The following is a 17,894-nucleotide window of genomic DNA, read 5'->3' on the forward strand; positions in this document are numbered from 1 at the left end:
ATTATAATATCAGAAAACCAATATTTATCAAAATATATTAAAATAATTGGATACAATGTGCTTCGAAATAAAAAATGAAGGGAGTCAGGGTATAAAAAAGCGATCCGTCCCGGGATCGCTTTTTTTATTTTTTCAGCTGAGTAATACTTACAATAAACATCAGATCATACGGGATACATACTTACTTACTTCAGAGTATTCACTTATAATGTTATCTACAATTTCCGATACGGGTCTGATATCGTGAATCAGTCCGGAGATCTGACCGATTTCCAGTTCCCCTTCATCCATATTACCTTCGAACATCCCTTTTTTTGCTCTTCCCCTACCCAGCAGATTTCTGAGTGCTTCGGAAGACGGGGATTGCTTATAGAGTTCCTGTACCTGATCAAAGAATTTATTTTTCAACAGCCGCACGGGAGCCAGTTCCTTTAGTGTCAGTTGAGTATCTCCTTCCTGTGCTTCCACCACCTTTTGTTTGAAAAGCAGGTGTGAAGACGCTTCTTCACTTGCTACAAAACGACTGCCGATCTGTACGCCGTCTGCTCCCAGTACCATAGCCGCAAGCATTCCTCTTCCTGTCGCAATTCCTCCTGCTGCGATGAGAGGTATGGAAAGTTTTTCCCTGACCATAGGAATCAGGGTAAACGTTGTGGTTTCTTCACGCCCGTTGTGCCCACCGGCTTCAAATCCTTCCGCTACTACGGCATCTACCCCTGCTTCCTGCGCTTTGATGGCAAATTTCACACTACTTACCACGTGGACTACCGTAATTCCATGATTTTTGAGATAGGAAGTCCAGGTTTTCGGGTTTCCGGCCGAGGTAAAGACGATTTTCACACCTTCCTCAACAATAATCTTCATGACCTTATCGATATCCGGATACAACATAGGAACATTAACCCCGAAAGGCGCTTGCGTCGCCTGTTTGCATTTACGTATGTGCTCACGCAATACTTCCGGATACATGGAGCCTGCCCCCAGCAGTCCGAGGATTCCGGAGTTACTGGCAGCAGATGCCAGTCGCCAGCCGCTTGCCCATATCATTCCGGCCTGGATTATGGGGTATTTTATCCGGAACAAATCCGTAATCCTGTTTTCCATATCTTATAGGTTCGGGGCCGCGGTGGCCTTTATTCGTATACATAGATCTCAGGATATCACTCCTGAGCCCACCAGTTCGTCCTTGATATACCAGGCTACAAACTGGCCTTCGGTAATAGCACTCTGTGCTTCTGCGAAATCCACATACATTCCGCCTTCTACTTTATACAATCTCGCCTGTTGTAAAGGTTGACGGTAACGTATGCGTGCTTCCACTTTCATAACGCCGTCCGAAGGTAATGCCAGGTCTTCACGTACCCAATGTAATTCATCATCGGTGACGAACAGTGTTTTCCGGAAAAGTCCGGGGTGATTTTTACCCTGCCCGGTATAGATCACGTTTTCCGCTACATCCGTGTCGATAACAAATAACGGCTCCTCCGTTCCACCTACATTCAATCCCTTTCGCTGGCCTTTGGTAAAATAATGGGCTCCCTGATGTTTCCCCACTACAGCACCATCTGTTTTGGTATATTGTATTTTCCTGGATCGGTAAGCCAGTTCTTCCTCTATATTGCCGAACGCAGGCACTTCCCCTGCGTAATCGGCATGTGAAGCGGGAACTTCTATGATGACTCCTTCTTTGGGTTTTAGTTTTTGTTGCAAGAATTCGGGCAAACGTACTTTCCCTACAAAACACAGCCCCTGCGAATCCTTTTTCCCCGCGGTAACCAGTTCTTCCCCCGCCGCAATCTGCCGCACTTCGGGTTTGGTGAGTTCTCCGATAGGGAATAGTGTTCTGGAGAGTTGCTCCTGCGAAAGCTGACATAAAAAGTAAGACTGATCTTTATTCTCATCTTTACCGGCCAGTAAGCGATAAATCGTCTCTCCGTTTTCTCCCGTAATCTCATCCTTACGGCAATAATGTCCGGTAGCCACATAATCCGCTCCCAATCCGAGTGCAATTTTCAGGAATACGTCAAACTTGATCTCGCGGTTGCAAAGCACATCCGGGTTGGGTGTCCGGCCCCGCTCGTATTCTCCGAACATATAATCTACTATACGTGCTTTATATTCAGCACTCAAATCTACGGTTTGAAATGGGATCCCCAGCTTTTCCGCTACCATCATGGCATCATTACTGTCTTCTACCCACTCACACTCCCTGGATATGGTTACGGAATCGTCCAGCCAGTTTTTCATAAAAAGGCCTATGACTTCATATCCCTGTTCTTTCAGGAGATATGCTGCCACACTGGAATCCACTCCCCCGGAAAGCCCTACAACTACTCGTTTCATTTTTTACTCCTTTCGCTCCGTTCAAGAGCATTTGTTTATTACCCTGCAAAATTACAAAAAACAAAGAGACGCAATGAAAATTGCGCCTCTCTACTTTATACTCCGGAAAACACCGTTCTGCTATTTCCCTTTTCCTTTTTGTTGTGCCTGCGCTTCTTCCATCATTTCCTGCATCTTTCGCTGGAAACGGTTCATCTTCTTCGGCTTTTTCTTCTGTTCCTGTATCTTGGCGTGTATCTTCTGCTCATCTATAATAAAATGCTTAATGGCAAGCATAATAAATATGGTGATCAGGTTAGATACGAAATAATACAAACTCAGTCCACTGGCATAATTATTAAAGAATATCAGCATAAACAACGGCGACAGGTACATGATAAATTTCATGTTCGGCATACCGGGTTGCTGCTGCATTTGCATACTTTGCCCTGTGGTCATCGTCATATAGATGAGTATTGCTATGGAAGCCAGTATAGGGAACAAGCTGACATGATCTCCGTAGAACGGTATCTTAAACGGCAATTCCGCTATAGTATCGTAAGAAGACAGATCGTCTGCCCATAAAAAGCTTTTTTGTCGCAATGCGAAAGCTGTCGGGAAAAACATGAACAGCGCATAAAATATCGGCAACTGTAACAATGCCGGGATACAGCCGCTCAGCGGACTCACTCCTGCCTTATTGTATATCTTCATGGTCTCCTGTTGCTTCTTCATCGCGTCGTCCTTGTACTTTTCATTGACCTCGGCAATTTCCGGACGAAGCACCTTCATTTTCGCCTGGGAGAGGTAAGACTTATAGGTAACCGGCGACAGCAATAATCGCACAAGAATGGTCATCACTATAATAGCTACTCCGTATGGCAGGAAAGAACTCAAAAAGTTGTATAAAGGGGTAAAGATATATTTGTTGATCCACCCGAATATACCCCATCCGAAAGGAATGGAATCGTCCAGGTTCAATCCTTCGTATTTGCTTAGTATTTTCACATCCGTAGGCCCAAAATACCAGGACATGTTCTCATTGATCTCTCCTCCGCTCAAAGGCATATCGGCTGCTACGGCGTACGCCTTGGTCCAGCGGGCTTCCTTACTCTCTTCTTCGACCAGGTTTTCCGAAGAAAGTTCTGCTTTGGCAAAAGGTTTATCGGCCACCAGTATAGAACTGAAGAAATGCTGACGGAAAGATATCCAGGTTACATTCTCTTCGATGTCGTCATCATCGCTTCCCGGACTGAGTTTGGATATTTTGTCTCCGTTCCTGTACTGATAAGTAAGTCTGGTATACCTGTTCTCATAGGTGATGCTTTTGGAGTGCCGTATTCCACGGAGTTTCCAGTTCATACGTACCGGCTGTGAACTGTTGAGTAACATATTGAGCCCCTGGGAACGGACCGCGAAGTCAACCATGTAATCTCCGGGCTTCAGCGCATACCTGTATTCCAGAAATTGATTTTCGGAAGCTTTTAACTTCATGGAAAGCACCTTTCCGTCCTGAGACAACGAAGGCTCGAAATACATATCCTGAGTATTCAGGCTACGGTTGTCCGAAGTGGAAAGTGCCAGGTTAAAGGCGGCATTTCCGTCTTTGATAAGATATACGGGAACAGAATCGTAGGTATTGAATTCTTTTAGCCTCGCTTCAACGATCTGCCCTCCTTTATTGCTGATCTCGAAATAAGCCACATCATTTTCCAGTACGGTCACTCCTTCTTTTGCGGAGGAGAGGGTTGCAGAGTATCCGAATGCTCCGAGCGTTTTAGCGTAATTCGCCATTGCGGTAGAATCTGCCGGGTTCTGTTTTCCGGTATTATAGTCGGCAAGTTTTTCCTCCTCTTCCTTTTCTTTTGCCTTCTGCACTTGTTCTTCCTGGGCTTTCCGGGCTTTCATCTCCTCTTCCGAGGGACGGTTATTATACATAACCCAGATCAAAATAGCTCCTATCAGAACAAACCCGATAATGGAACTGGTATCCAACTTCTTCTCTTCCATGTAGTCTTTTATAAATTAATATTACGCAGCGTCATTAAAAAAACCGGGGCATGATGGCATCTCTGCGCAAATGCAGACGCAAAAATATCCCCAAAACGACTTATTATGCCAAAGTGGCATTGTTTTTTTCTTTCTTGTGCCTGAGCGCTGCTTCAACAAATGCTACAAAAAGCGGGTGCGGATTGGCTACCGTACTTTTATATTCGGGATGGTACTGCACCCCTACAAACCAGGGGTGCCCCGGTAATTCGACGATCTCTACCAGTTTGGTATCCGGGTTATACCCGGTTGCTTTCAAGCCGGCAGCTTCTATCTGCTCTTTGTATTTATCATTAAACTCATAACGGTGTCTGTGCCTTTCCATAATGGTCGCTGTTCCGTAGATCTCACGCGCGAGGCTCTGTTCTTTCAGTACACATTCCCAGGCTCCCAGACGCATCGTCCCGCCTTTGTGGGTAACCTCCTTCTGCTCTTCCATGAGATCGATCACCGGATAGGGCGTATCTGCTACCATTTCCGTAGAATTGGCATCTTTCAGTCCGAGTACATTACGCGCAAATTCGATCACGGCCATCTGCATCCCCAGACAAATCCCCAGGAACGGAATATGGTGTTCCCTGGCATACTTCACCGTATTTATCTTCCCTTCGATACCGCGTTCCCCAAAACCGGGAGCCACCAGAATACCGTCCAGATGAGATATTTTATTTTTTATCGTAGCCTCATCGATATATTCGGAATGAACAGTTTCTATATTCACCCGGACTTCATTTTCCGCACCGGCATGGATAAATGCTTCGAGGATCGATTTATAGGAATCCTGCAATTCTACATATTTACCGACAAGACCTATAGTTACTTCATGTTTCGGATTTTTATGGCGTTCCAGAAAAGCGTCCCACTTTACAAGATCGGGATGATTTTTTTCGGGAAGGTTCAGCTTTTTCAATGCTACTTTATCCAATCCTTCGGCCAGCATCAGCTTGGGCACGTCATAGATGGTTGATGCATCGATCGACTGTATCACAGCTTCTCTGCGGACATTACAGAACAGGGCGAGCTTCTCTCTCAGGTCATCCGACAGATCATGCTCCGTACGGCAAACCAGGATATCGGCCTTTATTCCGCTCTCCATCAGTGTTTTTACAGAGTGCTGCGTAGGTTTGGTTTTCAGTTCGCCGGCAGCAGAAAGATACGGCACAAGTGTAAGGTGCACTACAATACCATTGTTATCTCCCAATTCCCACATCAGTTGCCGTACAGATTCGATATAAGGCAAGGATTCAATATCTCCTACGGTTCCTCCTATTTCGGTAATTACGATATCGTATTCCCCGGACTTACCCAGAATCTGAATACGTTCTTTAATCTCATTGGTAATATGCGGGACCACCTGTACGGTTTTCCCCAGGAACTCGCCTCTTCGTTCCTTTTCGATAACGCTCTGGTAAATACGACCGGTAGTAACGTTATTGGCCTGAGACGTATTTACGTTGAGAAAACGTTCGTAATGCCCCAGGTCCAGGTCTGTTTCCGCTCCGTCATCCGTTACATAGCATTCTCCGTGTTCATAAGGATTCAGTGTACCGGGATCTACATTTATATAAGGGTCCAGCTTCTGGATCGTCACCTTGTACCCCCTGGCCTGTAATAATTTAGCCAGTGAAGCCGCGATAATTCCCTTTCCCAGTGAAGAGGTTACCCCTCCCGTTACAAAGATATACTTGGTGTCTGCCATGTTATTTAAACCGTTTGTTGTATTGTTGTTTTTTGACGCGCCAAAAATACAAAGAACTATGCATACCATACAAGGATAATAACACATAAGATTTATCTCCTTACCATTACCTTAAAACTTTCGGCAGGTTCGATCAGAAATCGTCTGTATCATGTCTTAATCTCCATTCTTTTAATGAGATATCACGGCCGGCACCCTATCCATTTAAACCTTCTTTTCCTACAGCTATAAAAGGAAATACATGTTAAGCTGATACCAGAAGGAAAATATCACTTAAAACCTACCTGAACCGCTGATTTATTGTACTGTTTGAATCTTAGAATTTTATAGTTCCGGAGACTATAAAGCTTTGTCATTTTTACCGATTTTTTCAATATTTGTTGAATAAATAGGGCATAAATCCTATATTAGCTTCCAATAACTATATGTTATACAGACAAAGCGGGCACAAAATTTATTTTAAACTTTTATATGAAAAAAACTCCTATTGACAAGATACTAATTGACCCCATGAGCAGGTTTATCAACAAGTCTACGACCGGTGGTGTCGTATTGTTCTTATCTGCTGTCGTTGCATTAATACTTGCCAACTCTCCTTTAAAAGAAGCTTACCATCATTTCTGGCAACACGAATTTGCCATAAAATTCGATTCTTTTGTCGTTAGTAACAACCTTCACCACTGGGTTAATGACGGGCTGATGGCTATTTTCTTCTTCGTGGTGGGACTGGAGTTGAAACGGGAAATGATTGCCGGAGAACTCTCCCGGCCCAAAAAAGCGATATTACCGCTAATGGCCGCGTTAGGCGGAATGATCTTTCCGGCCGCTATATACCTTATTTTCAACCATGATTCCAACGCTGTAGGAGGCTGGGGAATCCCGATGGCCACCGATATCGCTTTTGCACTGGGTATTCTATACCTCCTTGGCGACAAGGTTCCCGTATCTTTAAAAGTATTTCTCACGGCCCTGGCCATCGCAGATGATCTTGGAGCCGTACTGGTTATCGCCCTGTTTTACACATCCGACATCGACACTAATAGTCTTATCGCAGGCGGAATTTTCCTGCTGATCCTTCTTGCTGCTAACCGGCTCGGCGTACGGGCACCCGTTTTTTACGGCATCATAGGTATCGGAGGATTGTGGATGGCATTCCTGTTTTCGGGGGTACATGCCACCATCGCCGGCGTGCTGGCCGCGTTCACCATTCCGGCCAGAACTAAAGTTCGGGATAAAAAATACGTAGAAAAACTCAGAGGTTTTATAGATGAATACGACAACCTCGAAGTGCGGACCACAAGGCTGAAAACCCCGCAACAACAGCATGTACTGGAGCAGGTACGTATATACTCCAAAGCAGCACTTACCCCGCTGCAACGCCTCGAGCACTCTATGCATTCCCTGGTAAGCTTTTTCGTGATGCCCGTTTTTGCACTGGCCAATGCCGGAGTAACATTTTCGGGGGATTTCTGGAGTAATATTACAAGTAGTGTGAGTATCGGTATTATTTTAGGCCTCGTCGTCGGTAAGTTTATCGGTGTCGTTGCATTCACCAAACTCATGACCAAATTAAAGATAGCCTCGCTCCCATCGGACCTCACCTGGAAACATATCTACGGCGTAGCCCTGCTGGCCAGTATTGGTTTTACCATGTCGCTATTTATCACGGAACTGGCCTTTAAAACCAACGCCGAAGAGTATATCCTTGAAGCCAAAATGGGAATCTTTGCAGCATCTATGATAGGCGGTACTCTGGGATACTTTATCCTGAAAGGCATTAAACAAAACACATAACAGGCTATATCACATTCCAAAAACATAAAAAAGACCGCTCAGAAAGTTTGAGTGGTCTTTTTTATGAAATATACCTGTACGCTGCTTCGGAATCTGCAGCACTTAAGAATAACATAATGTGAATACTATTTAAGATATTTATCAATAATCTCATTTCAACAATTTTATATATAAGGCAACCACAGCGTTCTGAACAGTGATAGTCAGCAAGCCAACACCACTTTACCAGGTTTTTGGCTATGCCCTTTTCGTTCTGTTGCATTTACAAAAGCTCATCACCTTACAAAAACAAGGGGACTGCCTAAAAGACGCCCCCTCCCGTTTATCTTGTATGTCCGATCCGCTATTCGAATTCCTTCAGGGTTTCGGTAATGATCCGCACACAATCTCTTAATTGTTCTTCGTTTATAACCAACGGAGGAGCGAACCGGATAATATTCCCATGAGTAGGCTTGGCCAGCAATCCGTTCTCTTTGAGGGCCACACAGATATTCCAGGCCGTATCCCCGTCTTCGGAATCGTTGATCACTATAGCATTGAGTAGTCCTTTTCCCCGAACGAGTTTTACCACTTCCGATTTTGTGATGTACGTATTCAGCTCTTTACGGAAGAGTTCTCCGAGTGCTGCCGCATTTTCCGCCAGTTTTTCATCTTTTACTACTTCCAGGCTTTCCATGGCCACGGCTGCCGCCACGGGATTACCACCGAAAGTGGAACCGTGTTGTCCCGGCCTGATCACTTCCATAACCGTATCATCAGCCAATACTGCAGACACCGGATAGGTTCCGCCGGAAATGGCTTTTCCCAGCACCAGCATATCCGGACGGACCCCTTCGTGCTGAACAGCAAGTAATTTTCCCGTCCGCGCAATACCTGTCTGGATTTCATCCGCAATAAAAAGTACGTTATGGGCTTTACAAAGTGCTGCTGCCTTTTTGAGATATCCCTCGGAAGGCACATAGACTCCGGCTTCACCCTGTATAGGCTCCACCAGGAAACCTGCTATATTCTTTTCTGTTTTCAGCACCTCTTCCAGGGCTTCGGTGTCATCATAAGGTATCTTCAGGAAACCCGGAGTATAAGGCCCGAAATTTTTACGCGCCCCCTCATCATTGGAAAAGGATATAATAGTTGTGGTTCTGCCGTGAAAATTGTTCTCACAAACAATGATTTTAGCTTCTTCTTCGGCTACTCCCTTTTTCTCATAAGCCCATTTACGACATATTTTTATCGCGGTCTCTACGGCTTCCGCGCCGGTATTCATGGGTAAGACCTTATCGTAACCAAAGTATTCTGTCACATATTTTTCGAACCGTCCGAGCATATCATTATAAAAAGCCCGCGAGGTAAGGGTTATTTTTCGCGATTGTGCTATAAGCGCATCTACTATTCTCGGGTGGCAATGTCCCTGGTTTACCGCAGAGTATGCAGACAAAAAGTCATAATACCGCTTTCCTTCCACATCCCATACATACACTCCTTCTCCTTTACTAAGAACAACCGGCAACGGGTGATAGTTATGTGCCCCGTAATCGTTCTCCAGTTGAATAGCATCCTGCGAAGTTAGCTGTTCTGTAATACTCATTATTAATTAATTTTATGAAATGAAACTTTACCATTCCTTCTTTAGAGGAGAGAAATCATCCAATGAAGATGCAAATTAGGAAAAGTTAGACGATTACACTAACATATCTCCCGCAAATTATAGATGTGTTACATGGTCTTCACCAATGATGGTATCCAGGCTTACCCCCATAACAGACTGAAGACGGAAAGTTCGGAAATACGGGATGCCAGATGGTTTGGCACGTACTTTTTGTCGGTTGCATTTTTGAGAGCGGCATTCCCTGCAGGAGCCGTGGTCTGTGTTTCTTTGGTGTTGATTTGTGCTTTCATTTTATCTATGTTTAGAAGTCAGGCACAAAGGTAAAATCGACCTGTGACAACCCTTTGTCAGCAGCTTATACATCACGATCAAAAAATCATATCTTCCGGAGCATATCTTCCAGCAGTTTTTTTATATGATCTTTCAGGTATTCCGGCTCCACGATTTCCGCACAATCGGCAAACATAAGGTACCAACGGGCAAAACCTTGCTCGAGATGGGTGGTAAGGAAGGTCATCTCTATCGCATCTTCTTTTTCCGCCTCGGAAATAAAACCAAAGTTTTTTTTTCGTTCCTGTAAATAAACAGCAGTTTTCTTATCCACACGGATCACCACCTTTTGCAACGAATCGCTTTTTTTATCCGCTTCCCAAAGCTCACGATACTCATTCAATGTGGGGCGGTCTTCCAGGCGGTCTTTTTCGGTTAGTTCGATGTGATAGATACGGTCCGCACGAAAATTGCGGTAATCTTCTCTCAGATGGCAATATCCTATAGTGTACCAATGATCATTTTCGTAGTAGACCCCTATAGGCTCAATGAAGCGTTCGGTTTTTGTCTCCCGCCCAAGGGCCTTGTAGCTCATTTTTACCACCTTTTTGCCCGAAATCCCCCTGAAGAGCACCTCCAGCGTATTCCCCGATATACCCTCTGATAATGCCCGGGTATCTCTTACGTGGATATGGGACGAAAGCTCTTCGACAAAGTCCTTTTCCGACCCCCGAAGTACGGATTTCACCTTATACATCGCAGATTCGAAGTGCTGTTTTATCGCCTTGTCCGTAAGTCTTTCCATCAGTTTTTCAGCCGTTACAAAAGCCATGGCTTCTTCCTTACTGAACATTACCGGAGGCAAACGGTATCCGTCTACTATAGAATACCCTATTCCGGCTTCTCCGTAAAGCGGCACTCCGGCTTCTTCCAGGGTACGGATATCCCTGTAGACTGTTCTCAAACTCACTTCAAAACGCGCTGCAAGATCCTGGGCACGGACTACTCTTTTGGACTGAAGTTGGATAAGGATAGCGGTAATCCGGTCAAAACGGTTCATAACGGAAAGCGGTTATTTTTTCAAAAATACTCATTTATTCTCTTTTTCCGGTTTGATTCCCATCGCTCTTTCGGCTCCCGGCACCATTTTTAAAATGATTTGAAGTAAATATTTCACAGGGTATTGGAAATCATCAATAAACCTTATTTTTGCCCCATGTCAAGAAATAACCGAAAACAGTTTTTTGAGCAGGTCGAAGTTACGGATGCCGGTGCCAGGGGTAAAGGTATAGCCAAGGCCCCGGACGGAAGGGTTATATTCCTTTCTAATGCTATTCCGGGTGATATTGTCGATGTTCAAACCACCAAGAAGAGAAAGGCCTATTTTGAAGGCAAGGCCACTAAATTCCATACCTATTCCGATAAAAGACAGGAACCGGAATGTAGTCATTTCGGGGTATGCGGAGGATGTAAATGGCAGAACATGCGCTACGAAGATCAGCTTTTCTACAAACAAAGAGAGGTGGAGAACAACCTGAAACGCCTGGGAAAAGTAACGCTTCCGGAACCACATCCCATCCTCGGCTCGGAAAAACAGTTTTTTTACAGAAATAAAATGGAATTCTCTTTTTCGGACAGCAGATGGCTTACCCAGGAAGAAATTGACAGTGGAAGAGAGCTAAAAGACAAGGATGCCCTCGGGTTTCACATTCCGGGGATGTGGGACAAAATACTCGACATCGAAAAGTGCTATCTTCAGGAAGATCCTTCGAACACGATCCGACTCGCCGTACGCGGGTTTTCAAGAAAACAGGGACTTCCTTTTTTCAATCCCAGACACCAGACGGGATTGTTGCGAACCCTGATGATCCGTATCGCATCTACCGGAGAGATTATGGTACTGGTGCAGTTTTTCGAAAATGACCAAAATGGCATATCGCTGCTGCTCGATTTTCTTAAAGCCGAATTCCCGGAAATCACTTCCCTGTTATATATAGTTAACAATAAACCTAACGATACCATCTATGACCAGGAAGTCATCTGCTATCATGGCAGGGATCACATTTTTGAAGAAATGGAGGGACTCCGGTTTAAGATCAATGCCAAATCCTTTTACCAGACCAATTCGGAGCAGGCCTACACCTTGTATAAGGTAACCCGAGATTTTGCCGGTCTCACCGGTAAAGAACTGGTATATGACCTTTATACGGGTACGGGTACCATCGCACAGTTTGTAGCAAAAAAGGCAAAAAAAGTCATCGGGGTAGAAGCTGTCCCCGAAGCTATTGAAGATGCCAAAACCAATGCACAATTAAATCATATAGATAACGTTGAATTCTTTACCGGAGATATGAAGAAGGTATTCAATGCCCAATTTATATCCGCACATGGTGTGCCGGATGTCATTATCACCGATCCTCCGAGAGATGGCATGCACAAGGACGTAGTACAGCAGATACTCGATATTGCCCCGTCAAAAGTAGTCTATGTGAGCTGCAACAGCGCCACACAGGCCAGAGATCTTGCCCTTATGGATGAGATGTACAAGGTAAGCCGCGTTCAGCCCGTGGATATGTTCCCGCAGACCCACCATGTGGAAAATGTCGTACTTTTGGAAAAACGGCAAAACAGAAATTAACTCTAAAAACCATCGAGGTGAAAAGACTTGCCTTAGCTTTATTCGTAACCGGCCTTGCAGTGGTCTTTCTCCTGGGCTGTGAAAAAGATGATATATGCCCCGAAGATTCTGTAACCACCCCGCTGCTGGTCATTACCTTCTATGACAGAAATGATGCCACCACCAAAGAGGAAGTCTCTCTTTTGAGTGTCGTAGGGCGGGATATGGAAGACACACTTCCCTCGGTAGACAGTATTGCCACCGACTCTATCGCCATACCGTTGAAGGTCTTTGAGGAAGAGACCGTCTTTGCCTTTATACGCCATACGCAGGATATTACAGCAGGAGGAGACACTATCCCTACTCATAATGCCGACACTATAACATTTCGTTATCAGACCGACCAGATCTTTATTTCCAGAGCCTGCGGGTTTATTACCAATTTTTCCAACCTTACCGCTACCCGTGACACGGAAGACAGCGAACGATGGATATCGTCTATCGAGGTTGTCAATCCTACTGTAGAAAACCAAAGTGCCGCCCATGTCAAAATATATCATTAATACTATTATACTCCTCCTGAGCTTTTTCTGTGGGATCGCTCAGGAAAACGGCAATACGGAAAAACCTAAGGACAGTATTGTCTATAAGGAAAAATACGGACTCCGTATCGGGATCGATCTCGGCAGACCCGTACGTACTTTTTTCGGCGACAATTATACCGGGCTGGAGATTACAGGGGATTTCAGGATATCTAAAAACATGTATATCGCAGCAGAACTGGGTACAGAAGAGAATACGAGCAAGGAAACGCTTTACACCTTTACCACTTCGGGGAGTTATCTCCGGGCAGGTATCGATTATAACCTGTATGAAAACTGGTATGGTATGGAAAATCTCATTTTTGCGGGAGCCCGACTGGGAGTGACTACATTTAGTCAGAATCTTGACGAATATTATATCTACACGACCGACCCATACTGGGGTGAAAATAAAATTCCGGGGACTAATGAGGATATTCTCGGGGAATACAGCGGGCTCTCTGCACAATGGCTGGAGGTGCTGTTTGGCATGAAGGTGGAATTGTTCAACAACCTTTATCTCGGAGCTACGGTTCGCCTGGGGTATCTAATCAATGACACCCCTCCGGATTCTTTTTCGAATCTCTGGATTCCCGGGTTTCAAAAAGTTACCGATGGCAGCAAATTCGGACTTACCTATAACTATACCATATCGTATCTTATCCCGATATTCAAGAAAACCAAAAAAGGGGCCCTTTATAAAGAAGGAGCCGCCAAAAAAGAATAACCACCGAAGATCATCTATTTAATCTCTTTAGGAGCGGTAAACAACCACTTGACAAAGAACTTTTCCCCGGATGGTCCCCGTACAACAATAAACTTGGGTGCCAGGACCATAGCCACGATCGCAGAAGCTATCGCTGTCCACAGATCATGGCCCGGAAAAAAATAATGCAGCGCCGTACGGGTTAGAATAAAGATTACGGCAAAACATAGAAAGTTGTATAGTACTGCTTTATATTTCATGTTTATAAAATTTGACAAGGTTGTTTTCCAAAGGATCACGACACTACATCCACTTTCCTTTTTTACTTCCTTCGTACATTTCGTATTTAACCAATTTACTCTCCAGGCGCCCGTTGAACAGTTTTATTTTTCTCGACGGTCTCAAACCTACATATTTAAGCGCTTCCAGGTTGGAGGTTATCAACCAGGCATCCGTTCCAGGATATCCTTGCTTCAGCGTATCGCCTATACTACTGTAAAACCGCTCCATATCCGTATTGGAAAGGCGTTCTCCGTAAGGCGGATTAAAAACCATATGTAGTTTTCCCTCGGTATTTTTTTCGGTAGCAAAAAAATCTTCCTGTTCCAGGGTTATATACTCAGCCAGGTTGGCGTTGCGGATATTGTCTTTAGCTTTTCGTACCGCAGAAGGAGCTTTGTCATAGGCGTAAATCTTATGATAGAATTCCCTGGTTTTGTTGAGACTGCTATCTGTAACCTTTTCGAAAAGATCAGCATCAAAATCCGACCACTTCTCGAAAGCGAATTCCTTTCGGTTGATATTAGCCGGAATGTTACAGGCTATCATAGCAGCTTCTACCGGAATCGTACCACTACCGCACATCGGATCGAGAAAATCACTTTGTCCGTTCCATCCGCTGAGTAGCAGCATTCCCGCAGCGAGAACTTCATTAATCGGAGCTATATTGGTAGCCGTACGATATCCCCTGTGATGCAGGGATGCACCCGAACTGTCCAGAGAAACGGTACAGGTGTCTTTCTGGATATGAACACTGATGCGAAGATCCGGATGTTTCAGGTCTACATCAGGTCTCTTCCCCCGGATATTCCGGAAACGGTCTACGATAGCATCTTTGGTCTTTAGTGCTACATAAAGGGAGTGATTGAACGCATCGGAATGCACTACGGCATCTACCGCGAGGGTCTCATGAACACTCATCAGGTTTTCCCAGGGGATCGCATACATTTTGTCGTAAAGTTCCTTTTCATTCCGCACTTTAAACGATTGTACAGGCTTAACGATCTTCAGTGCCGTTCGCAAACAGAGGTTCGCCTTGTACATAAATCCTTTATCGCCCCAGAAAGAAACGCTACGTACGCCGTTCTCTATATCAATTGCCCCGAGATTACGCAATTCCTGTGCTAAAATATCCTCAAAACCAAAGAGGGTTTTAGCGACCATTCTATAATTATTTCCCATTGTTCTTCTCTAATAAAAGGCAAAAATACATTAATTTAGCCCTTGGATAAAAAAAGGACAGGCTTTTGTTCTTTTCATACTTCCGCAAGCAAACACCTGACAGAAATAAATGATAGATTACCTGTTGCCCATAGCAGCCGTTCTTGCCGGATTCCTGTTTGTCATAATTGCAAAACCAAAGGAAGGAAAGCAACTGAAACTATTCCTGGCTTTCAGTGGTGCATTTTTGCTTTCCCTGACGGTTTTCAATCTTTTGCCGGACGTCTACGCTCATAGTGCCGGTAAAAACACGGGGATATTCATCATGCTGGGAATCCTGCTGCAAATCTTCCTGGAATTCTTTTCGAAAGGTGCAGAACACGGACATGTACATCACACCGGAAATAACGACACTTTTCCGTGGATGTTGTTTTTGAGCCTCAGCATTCATTCGGTGCTCGAAGGTTTTCCCATCCACAAGCACGAAACGCTGGTCTATGGTATCGTCGTACATAAAATCCCCGTAGCCATAGTACTTACTGCGTTTTTCCTTAAAAGTGGGATAAAGGCATCTTACATTGCTACCTTCATGGTACTTTTTGCCCTTATGACACCACTGGGAACTTTTTTGAGCACCCGCATACAGGGTATAGCACATTATTACGCCCATATATCAGCGCTCATTATCGGGATATTTCTACATATTTCCACCATTATACTTTTTGAAAGCTCCGACGGACACAAGTTCAATTTTACAAAACTGGTAGTTATCGTAGCAGGTATTGCCATAGCATATATCATGTAATTATGTTCAGCAGAGAGGAATCGAGAAAATTACGGGAAGAATTCTGGACATCTTTCGGAAAGTCATTTCCGAGAAAGTGGATTCTTTACAACACGAAGATCAAAGATTTTTCTTTTAAATTCTATTTTGATACCAAGAAGGCAGGTGTCGTCCTGGATATCGAAAGCCAGGATCTCGAAAAGCGCATTCACTATTACGAAAAAGTAACATCCCTGAAAAGCATACTCAAAGAGGAATATCTCCCTGAAGTTATATTCGAAGATGTATTTTTTCTGGACAACGGAAAGGAAATATCCCGTATCTATGTCGAGAAAACCGGGGTTTCCGTGCATAACAAAAAATCCTGGCAGGAGACCATGGAGTTCCTGAACACCACCATGATACAGTTCGAAGATTTTTATTCGGAGTACGAAGATTTCATCAAATCCTGAGTACGACAAAGGGGTGCCGTACACCCCCCTTATACGCAGATATCTAATCTGCTCTCCACTAACTACTCAATCTTTGGTTATAATAAGCGATGATATCTCATCATTAAAATCAATCTGTGTGAGACACGCCATATCCGAACTCAGAACTTCAGAAGACCCACCGAAATTATCGTGTTCATAGATTGTTACCGTATAACCGGAGGGTATCTTTAACGAAGAAATATCATCATTCTCCGCTCCGGCATCGATCAATTGTGCAAGTGTGTATGTTCCTTCATCGAGGGATGCTACTTCCTCCGTGTAATTGCAATGCCTGTAAAGCCCGACTCTTTCCTCAGGAATGCTATTCATGGGCCAGGGATATAGTGTTCCGCTAAGTACCGTATCCTCTCCGTATAATATATCGGAAATACCACTCAGATACGAACTGTAATCGCTTTGCCTCATATCGTACATCAAGTAAAGTCCGTACCCGTCGTTCAACGTCCGGGAAGCAAAATTAAGAGCTGTAGAAGAAGGAGTCTGATTGCTATGTATGGCGGCAGCACTTTCTTTTGTGGGAGTAAGACCAGGCACATTAGGAGCCGAATAGGTTGAATACATGGCATTCCAGCTATAATCCAGGTATTCCCCGGCCTGATTGCCATTCCACTCCAGATACGCCGTTGCAGGGCCGTAATAATAGAATGATATGATTTTGTCCGGGATAAGGCTTCTGAGTTCCTGTAAAAGCATGATAAAGGAACTATTATTAGGTTGCCCCGTTCCATTCTCACCATACTTGGCATATTCATCGTCAAAATCGATACCATCCAGATCGTACGTCTCTACGACATCGGCTAATTGCTCTGCAAAATCCCTCGCCGCGGCCCGGTCCGGAAAATTACAGATTCCCGCTCCCTGGTGATTACCCAAGATGGAAAGTAAGACTTTTATTCCGCGATCCTGCAGCGGTTGCACAAAAGTATCCCTGCCGTCGAGCACGGCCTGTACATTTTCATTGGCGTGAAAAATTGCCCGTTGATTGCCCGTGTCGTAATTGATATTGGCTGCAAAAATAATAGCGATATCAAAAAACGGAGCTCCGCTATCCGCCAGGCTGTAAGCCCCCGGATTGAGAATATTGCTTCCGTTTACTTCTACGTACATCACGCTGAGCGGACCGCTTTTGGCTACTGTAGTAGCGCTTTCAGAGGTCAATTGCTGTTCGTGGAGATCCTGTTCCTGCTGACATCCGGAAAACAGGATCAACACGACTCCTATCCACAATAAGGTTATTTGTTTATACATAATGTAAGATTTGGGTTATACAGTTCTATAAAACTACAATACGTTATTTTTTTAACAAAAAATAAACATACTTTTTAGCCGAACTGTAAGAAGTGAACGGCAGACAACAGGAAACAACCTATAAAAGTAGGAAATATCTTAAAAAACTAATAAGGAAAGAGTAGATGAAGCATCCTATGTACAGAAAAATTACATCAAAAAAAAAACCCTTCACGTCTTGTGAAGGGTTTCGAAGAAGGCGGCGACATACTCTCCCGCTCTCGCAGTACCATCTGCGCTCATGG

General features: G+C 44.4%; 16 protein-coding genes. 6 read left to right on the forward strand and 10 right to left on the reverse strand.

What is annotated here, in order from left to right; translation table 11 throughout:
* Positions 1-159 precede the first annotated feature (159 nt).
* The 4 genes from BT112_RS18265 to BT112_RS18280 all read right to left on the reverse strand — a co-directional run bounded on the left by BT112_RS18265 (position 160) and on the right by BT112_RS18280 (position 6,070).
* On the reverse strand, positions 160-1,104 hold the full coding sequence (locus tag BT112_RS18265) for an NAD(P)H-dependent flavin oxidoreductase (RefSeq protein WP_072318904.1): 945 nt from the start codon (positions 1,102-1,104) through the stop codon (positions 160-162).
* Between the two features lie 48 nt (positions 1,105-1,152).
* Positions 1,153-2,343, reverse strand: coding sequence for a tRNA 2-thiouridine(34) synthase MnmA (gene mnmA / locus BT112_RS18270; RefSeq protein ID WP_072318905.1), 1,191 nt, complete (start codon positions 2,341-2,343; stop codon positions 1,153-1,155).
* Between the two features lie 120 nt (positions 2,344-2,463).
* Positions 2,464-4,332 (reverse strand): membrane protein insertase YidC, encoded by a 1,869-nt coding sequence (gene yidC / locus BT112_RS18275; protein WP_072318906.1) that lies wholly within the window; start codon positions 4,330-4,332, stop codon positions 2,464-2,466.
* Between the two features lie 103 nt (positions 4,333-4,435).
* Complete coding sequence (locus BT112_RS18280; protein WP_072318907.1) at positions 4,436-6,070, reverse strand: CTP synthase; 1,635 nt, start codon at positions 6,068-6,070, stop codon at positions 4,436-4,438.
* Between the two features lie 471 nt (positions 6,071-6,541).
* Between BT112_RS18280 and nhaA the strand changes: the two genes are divergently transcribed.
* Positions 6,542-7,864 (forward strand): Na+/H+ antiporter NhaA, encoded by a 1,323-nt coding sequence (nhaA, locus tag BT112_RS18285; RefSeq protein ID WP_072318908.1) that lies wholly within the window; start codon positions 6,542-6,544, stop codon positions 7,862-7,864.
* Positions 7,865-8,207: 343 nt separating this feature from the next.
* Here nhaA and rocD read toward each other — a convergent pair whose 3' ends face one another.
* From rocD to BT112_RS18295, 3 genes are all read right to left on the reverse strand, one after another.
* On the reverse strand, positions 8,208-9,449 hold the full coding sequence (gene rocD / locus BT112_RS18290) for an ornithine--oxo-acid transaminase (protein ID WP_072318909.1): 1,242 nt from the start codon (positions 9,447-9,449) through the stop codon (positions 8,208-8,210).
* A 161-nt stretch (positions 9,450-9,610) separates the two neighbouring features.
* A complete protein-coding gene (locus BT112_RS21910; protein ID WP_175545822.1) occupies positions 9,611-9,760 on the reverse strand; it encodes a hypothetical protein in 150 nt (49 codons plus the stop codon).
* Between the two features lie 86 nt (positions 9,761-9,846).
* Positions 9,847-10,800 (reverse strand): helix-turn-helix transcriptional regulator, encoded by a 954-nt coding sequence (locus tag BT112_RS18295; RefSeq protein WP_072318910.1) that lies wholly within the window; start codon positions 10,798-10,800, stop codon positions 9,847-9,849.
* 156 nt (positions 10,801-10,956) lie between these two features.
* Here BT112_RS18295 and rlmD point away from each other — a divergent pair, with 156 nt between their 5' ends.
* The 3 genes from rlmD to BT112_RS18310 are packed head-to-tail and all read left to right on the forward strand — an operon-like array spanning position 10,957 to position 13,665.
* Complete coding sequence (gene rlmD / locus BT112_RS18300) at positions 10,957-12,378, forward strand: 23S rRNA (uracil(1939)-C(5))-methyltransferase RlmD (RefSeq protein WP_072318911.1); 1,422 nt, start codon at positions 10,957-10,959, stop codon at positions 12,376-12,378.
* Positions 12,379-12,395: 17 nt separating this feature from the next.
* Positions 12,396-12,920: a DUF6452 family protein gene (locus tag BT112_RS18305; protein ID WP_072318912.1), complete on the forward strand. Its 525-nt coding sequence runs from the start codon at positions 12,396-12,398 to the stop codon at positions 12,918-12,920.
* A complete protein-coding gene (locus BT112_RS18310) occupies positions 12,901-13,665 on the forward strand; it encodes a DUF6048 family protein (RefSeq protein WP_072318913.1) in 765 nt (254 codons plus the stop codon). Before BT112_RS18305 ends, BT112_RS18310 begins: the two co-directional genes overlap by 20 nt.
* A gap of 14 nt (positions 13,666-13,679) precedes the next feature.
* Here the strand turns inward: BT112_RS18310 and BT112_RS18315 are convergent, their stop codons facing one another.
* The gene (locus BT112_RS18315) at positions 13,680-13,904 is read right to left on the reverse strand and encodes a hypothetical protein (protein WP_083564990.1); all 225 of its coding nucleotides are present in this window, start codon (positions 13,902-13,904) and stop codon (positions 13,680-13,682) included.
* Positions 13,905-13,947: 43 nt separating this feature from the next.
* A complete protein-coding gene (locus BT112_RS18320; protein ID WP_072318914.1) occupies positions 13,948-15,105 on the reverse strand; it encodes a THUMP domain-containing class I SAM-dependent RNA methyltransferase in 1,158 nt (385 codons plus the stop codon).
* A gap of 109 nt (positions 15,106-15,214) precedes the next feature.
* Here BT112_RS18320 and BT112_RS18325 point away from each other — a divergent pair, with 109 nt between their 5' ends.
* Positions 15,215-15,889 carry a ZIP family metal transporter gene (locus BT112_RS18325; protein WP_072318915.1) on the forward strand — a complete coding sequence of 225 codons (675 nt, stop codon included), beginning with the start codon at positions 15,215-15,217 and terminating at the stop codon, positions 15,887-15,889.
* A 2-nt stretch (positions 15,890-15,891) separates the two neighbouring features.
* Entirely contained in the window at positions 15,892-16,320 is a 429-nt protein-coding gene (locus tag BT112_RS18330) for a DUF4268 domain-containing protein (RefSeq protein ID WP_072318916.1), read from the forward strand.
* A 66-nt stretch (positions 16,321-16,386) separates the two neighbouring features.
* Here BT112_RS18330 and BT112_RS18335 read toward each other — a convergent pair whose 3' ends face one another.
* Complete coding sequence (locus BT112_RS18335; RefSeq protein WP_072318917.1) at positions 16,387-17,610, reverse strand: endo-beta-N-acetylglucosaminidase H; 1,224 nt, start codon at positions 17,608-17,610, stop codon at positions 16,387-16,389.
* Between the last annotated feature and the right edge of the window lie 284 nt (positions 17,611-17,894).

This window comes from Sinomicrobium oceani, from assembly GCF_900119185.1.
Classification (GTDB): Bacteria; Bacteroidota; Bacteroidia; order Flavobacteriales; family Flavobacteriaceae; genus Sinomicrobium; species Sinomicrobium oceani.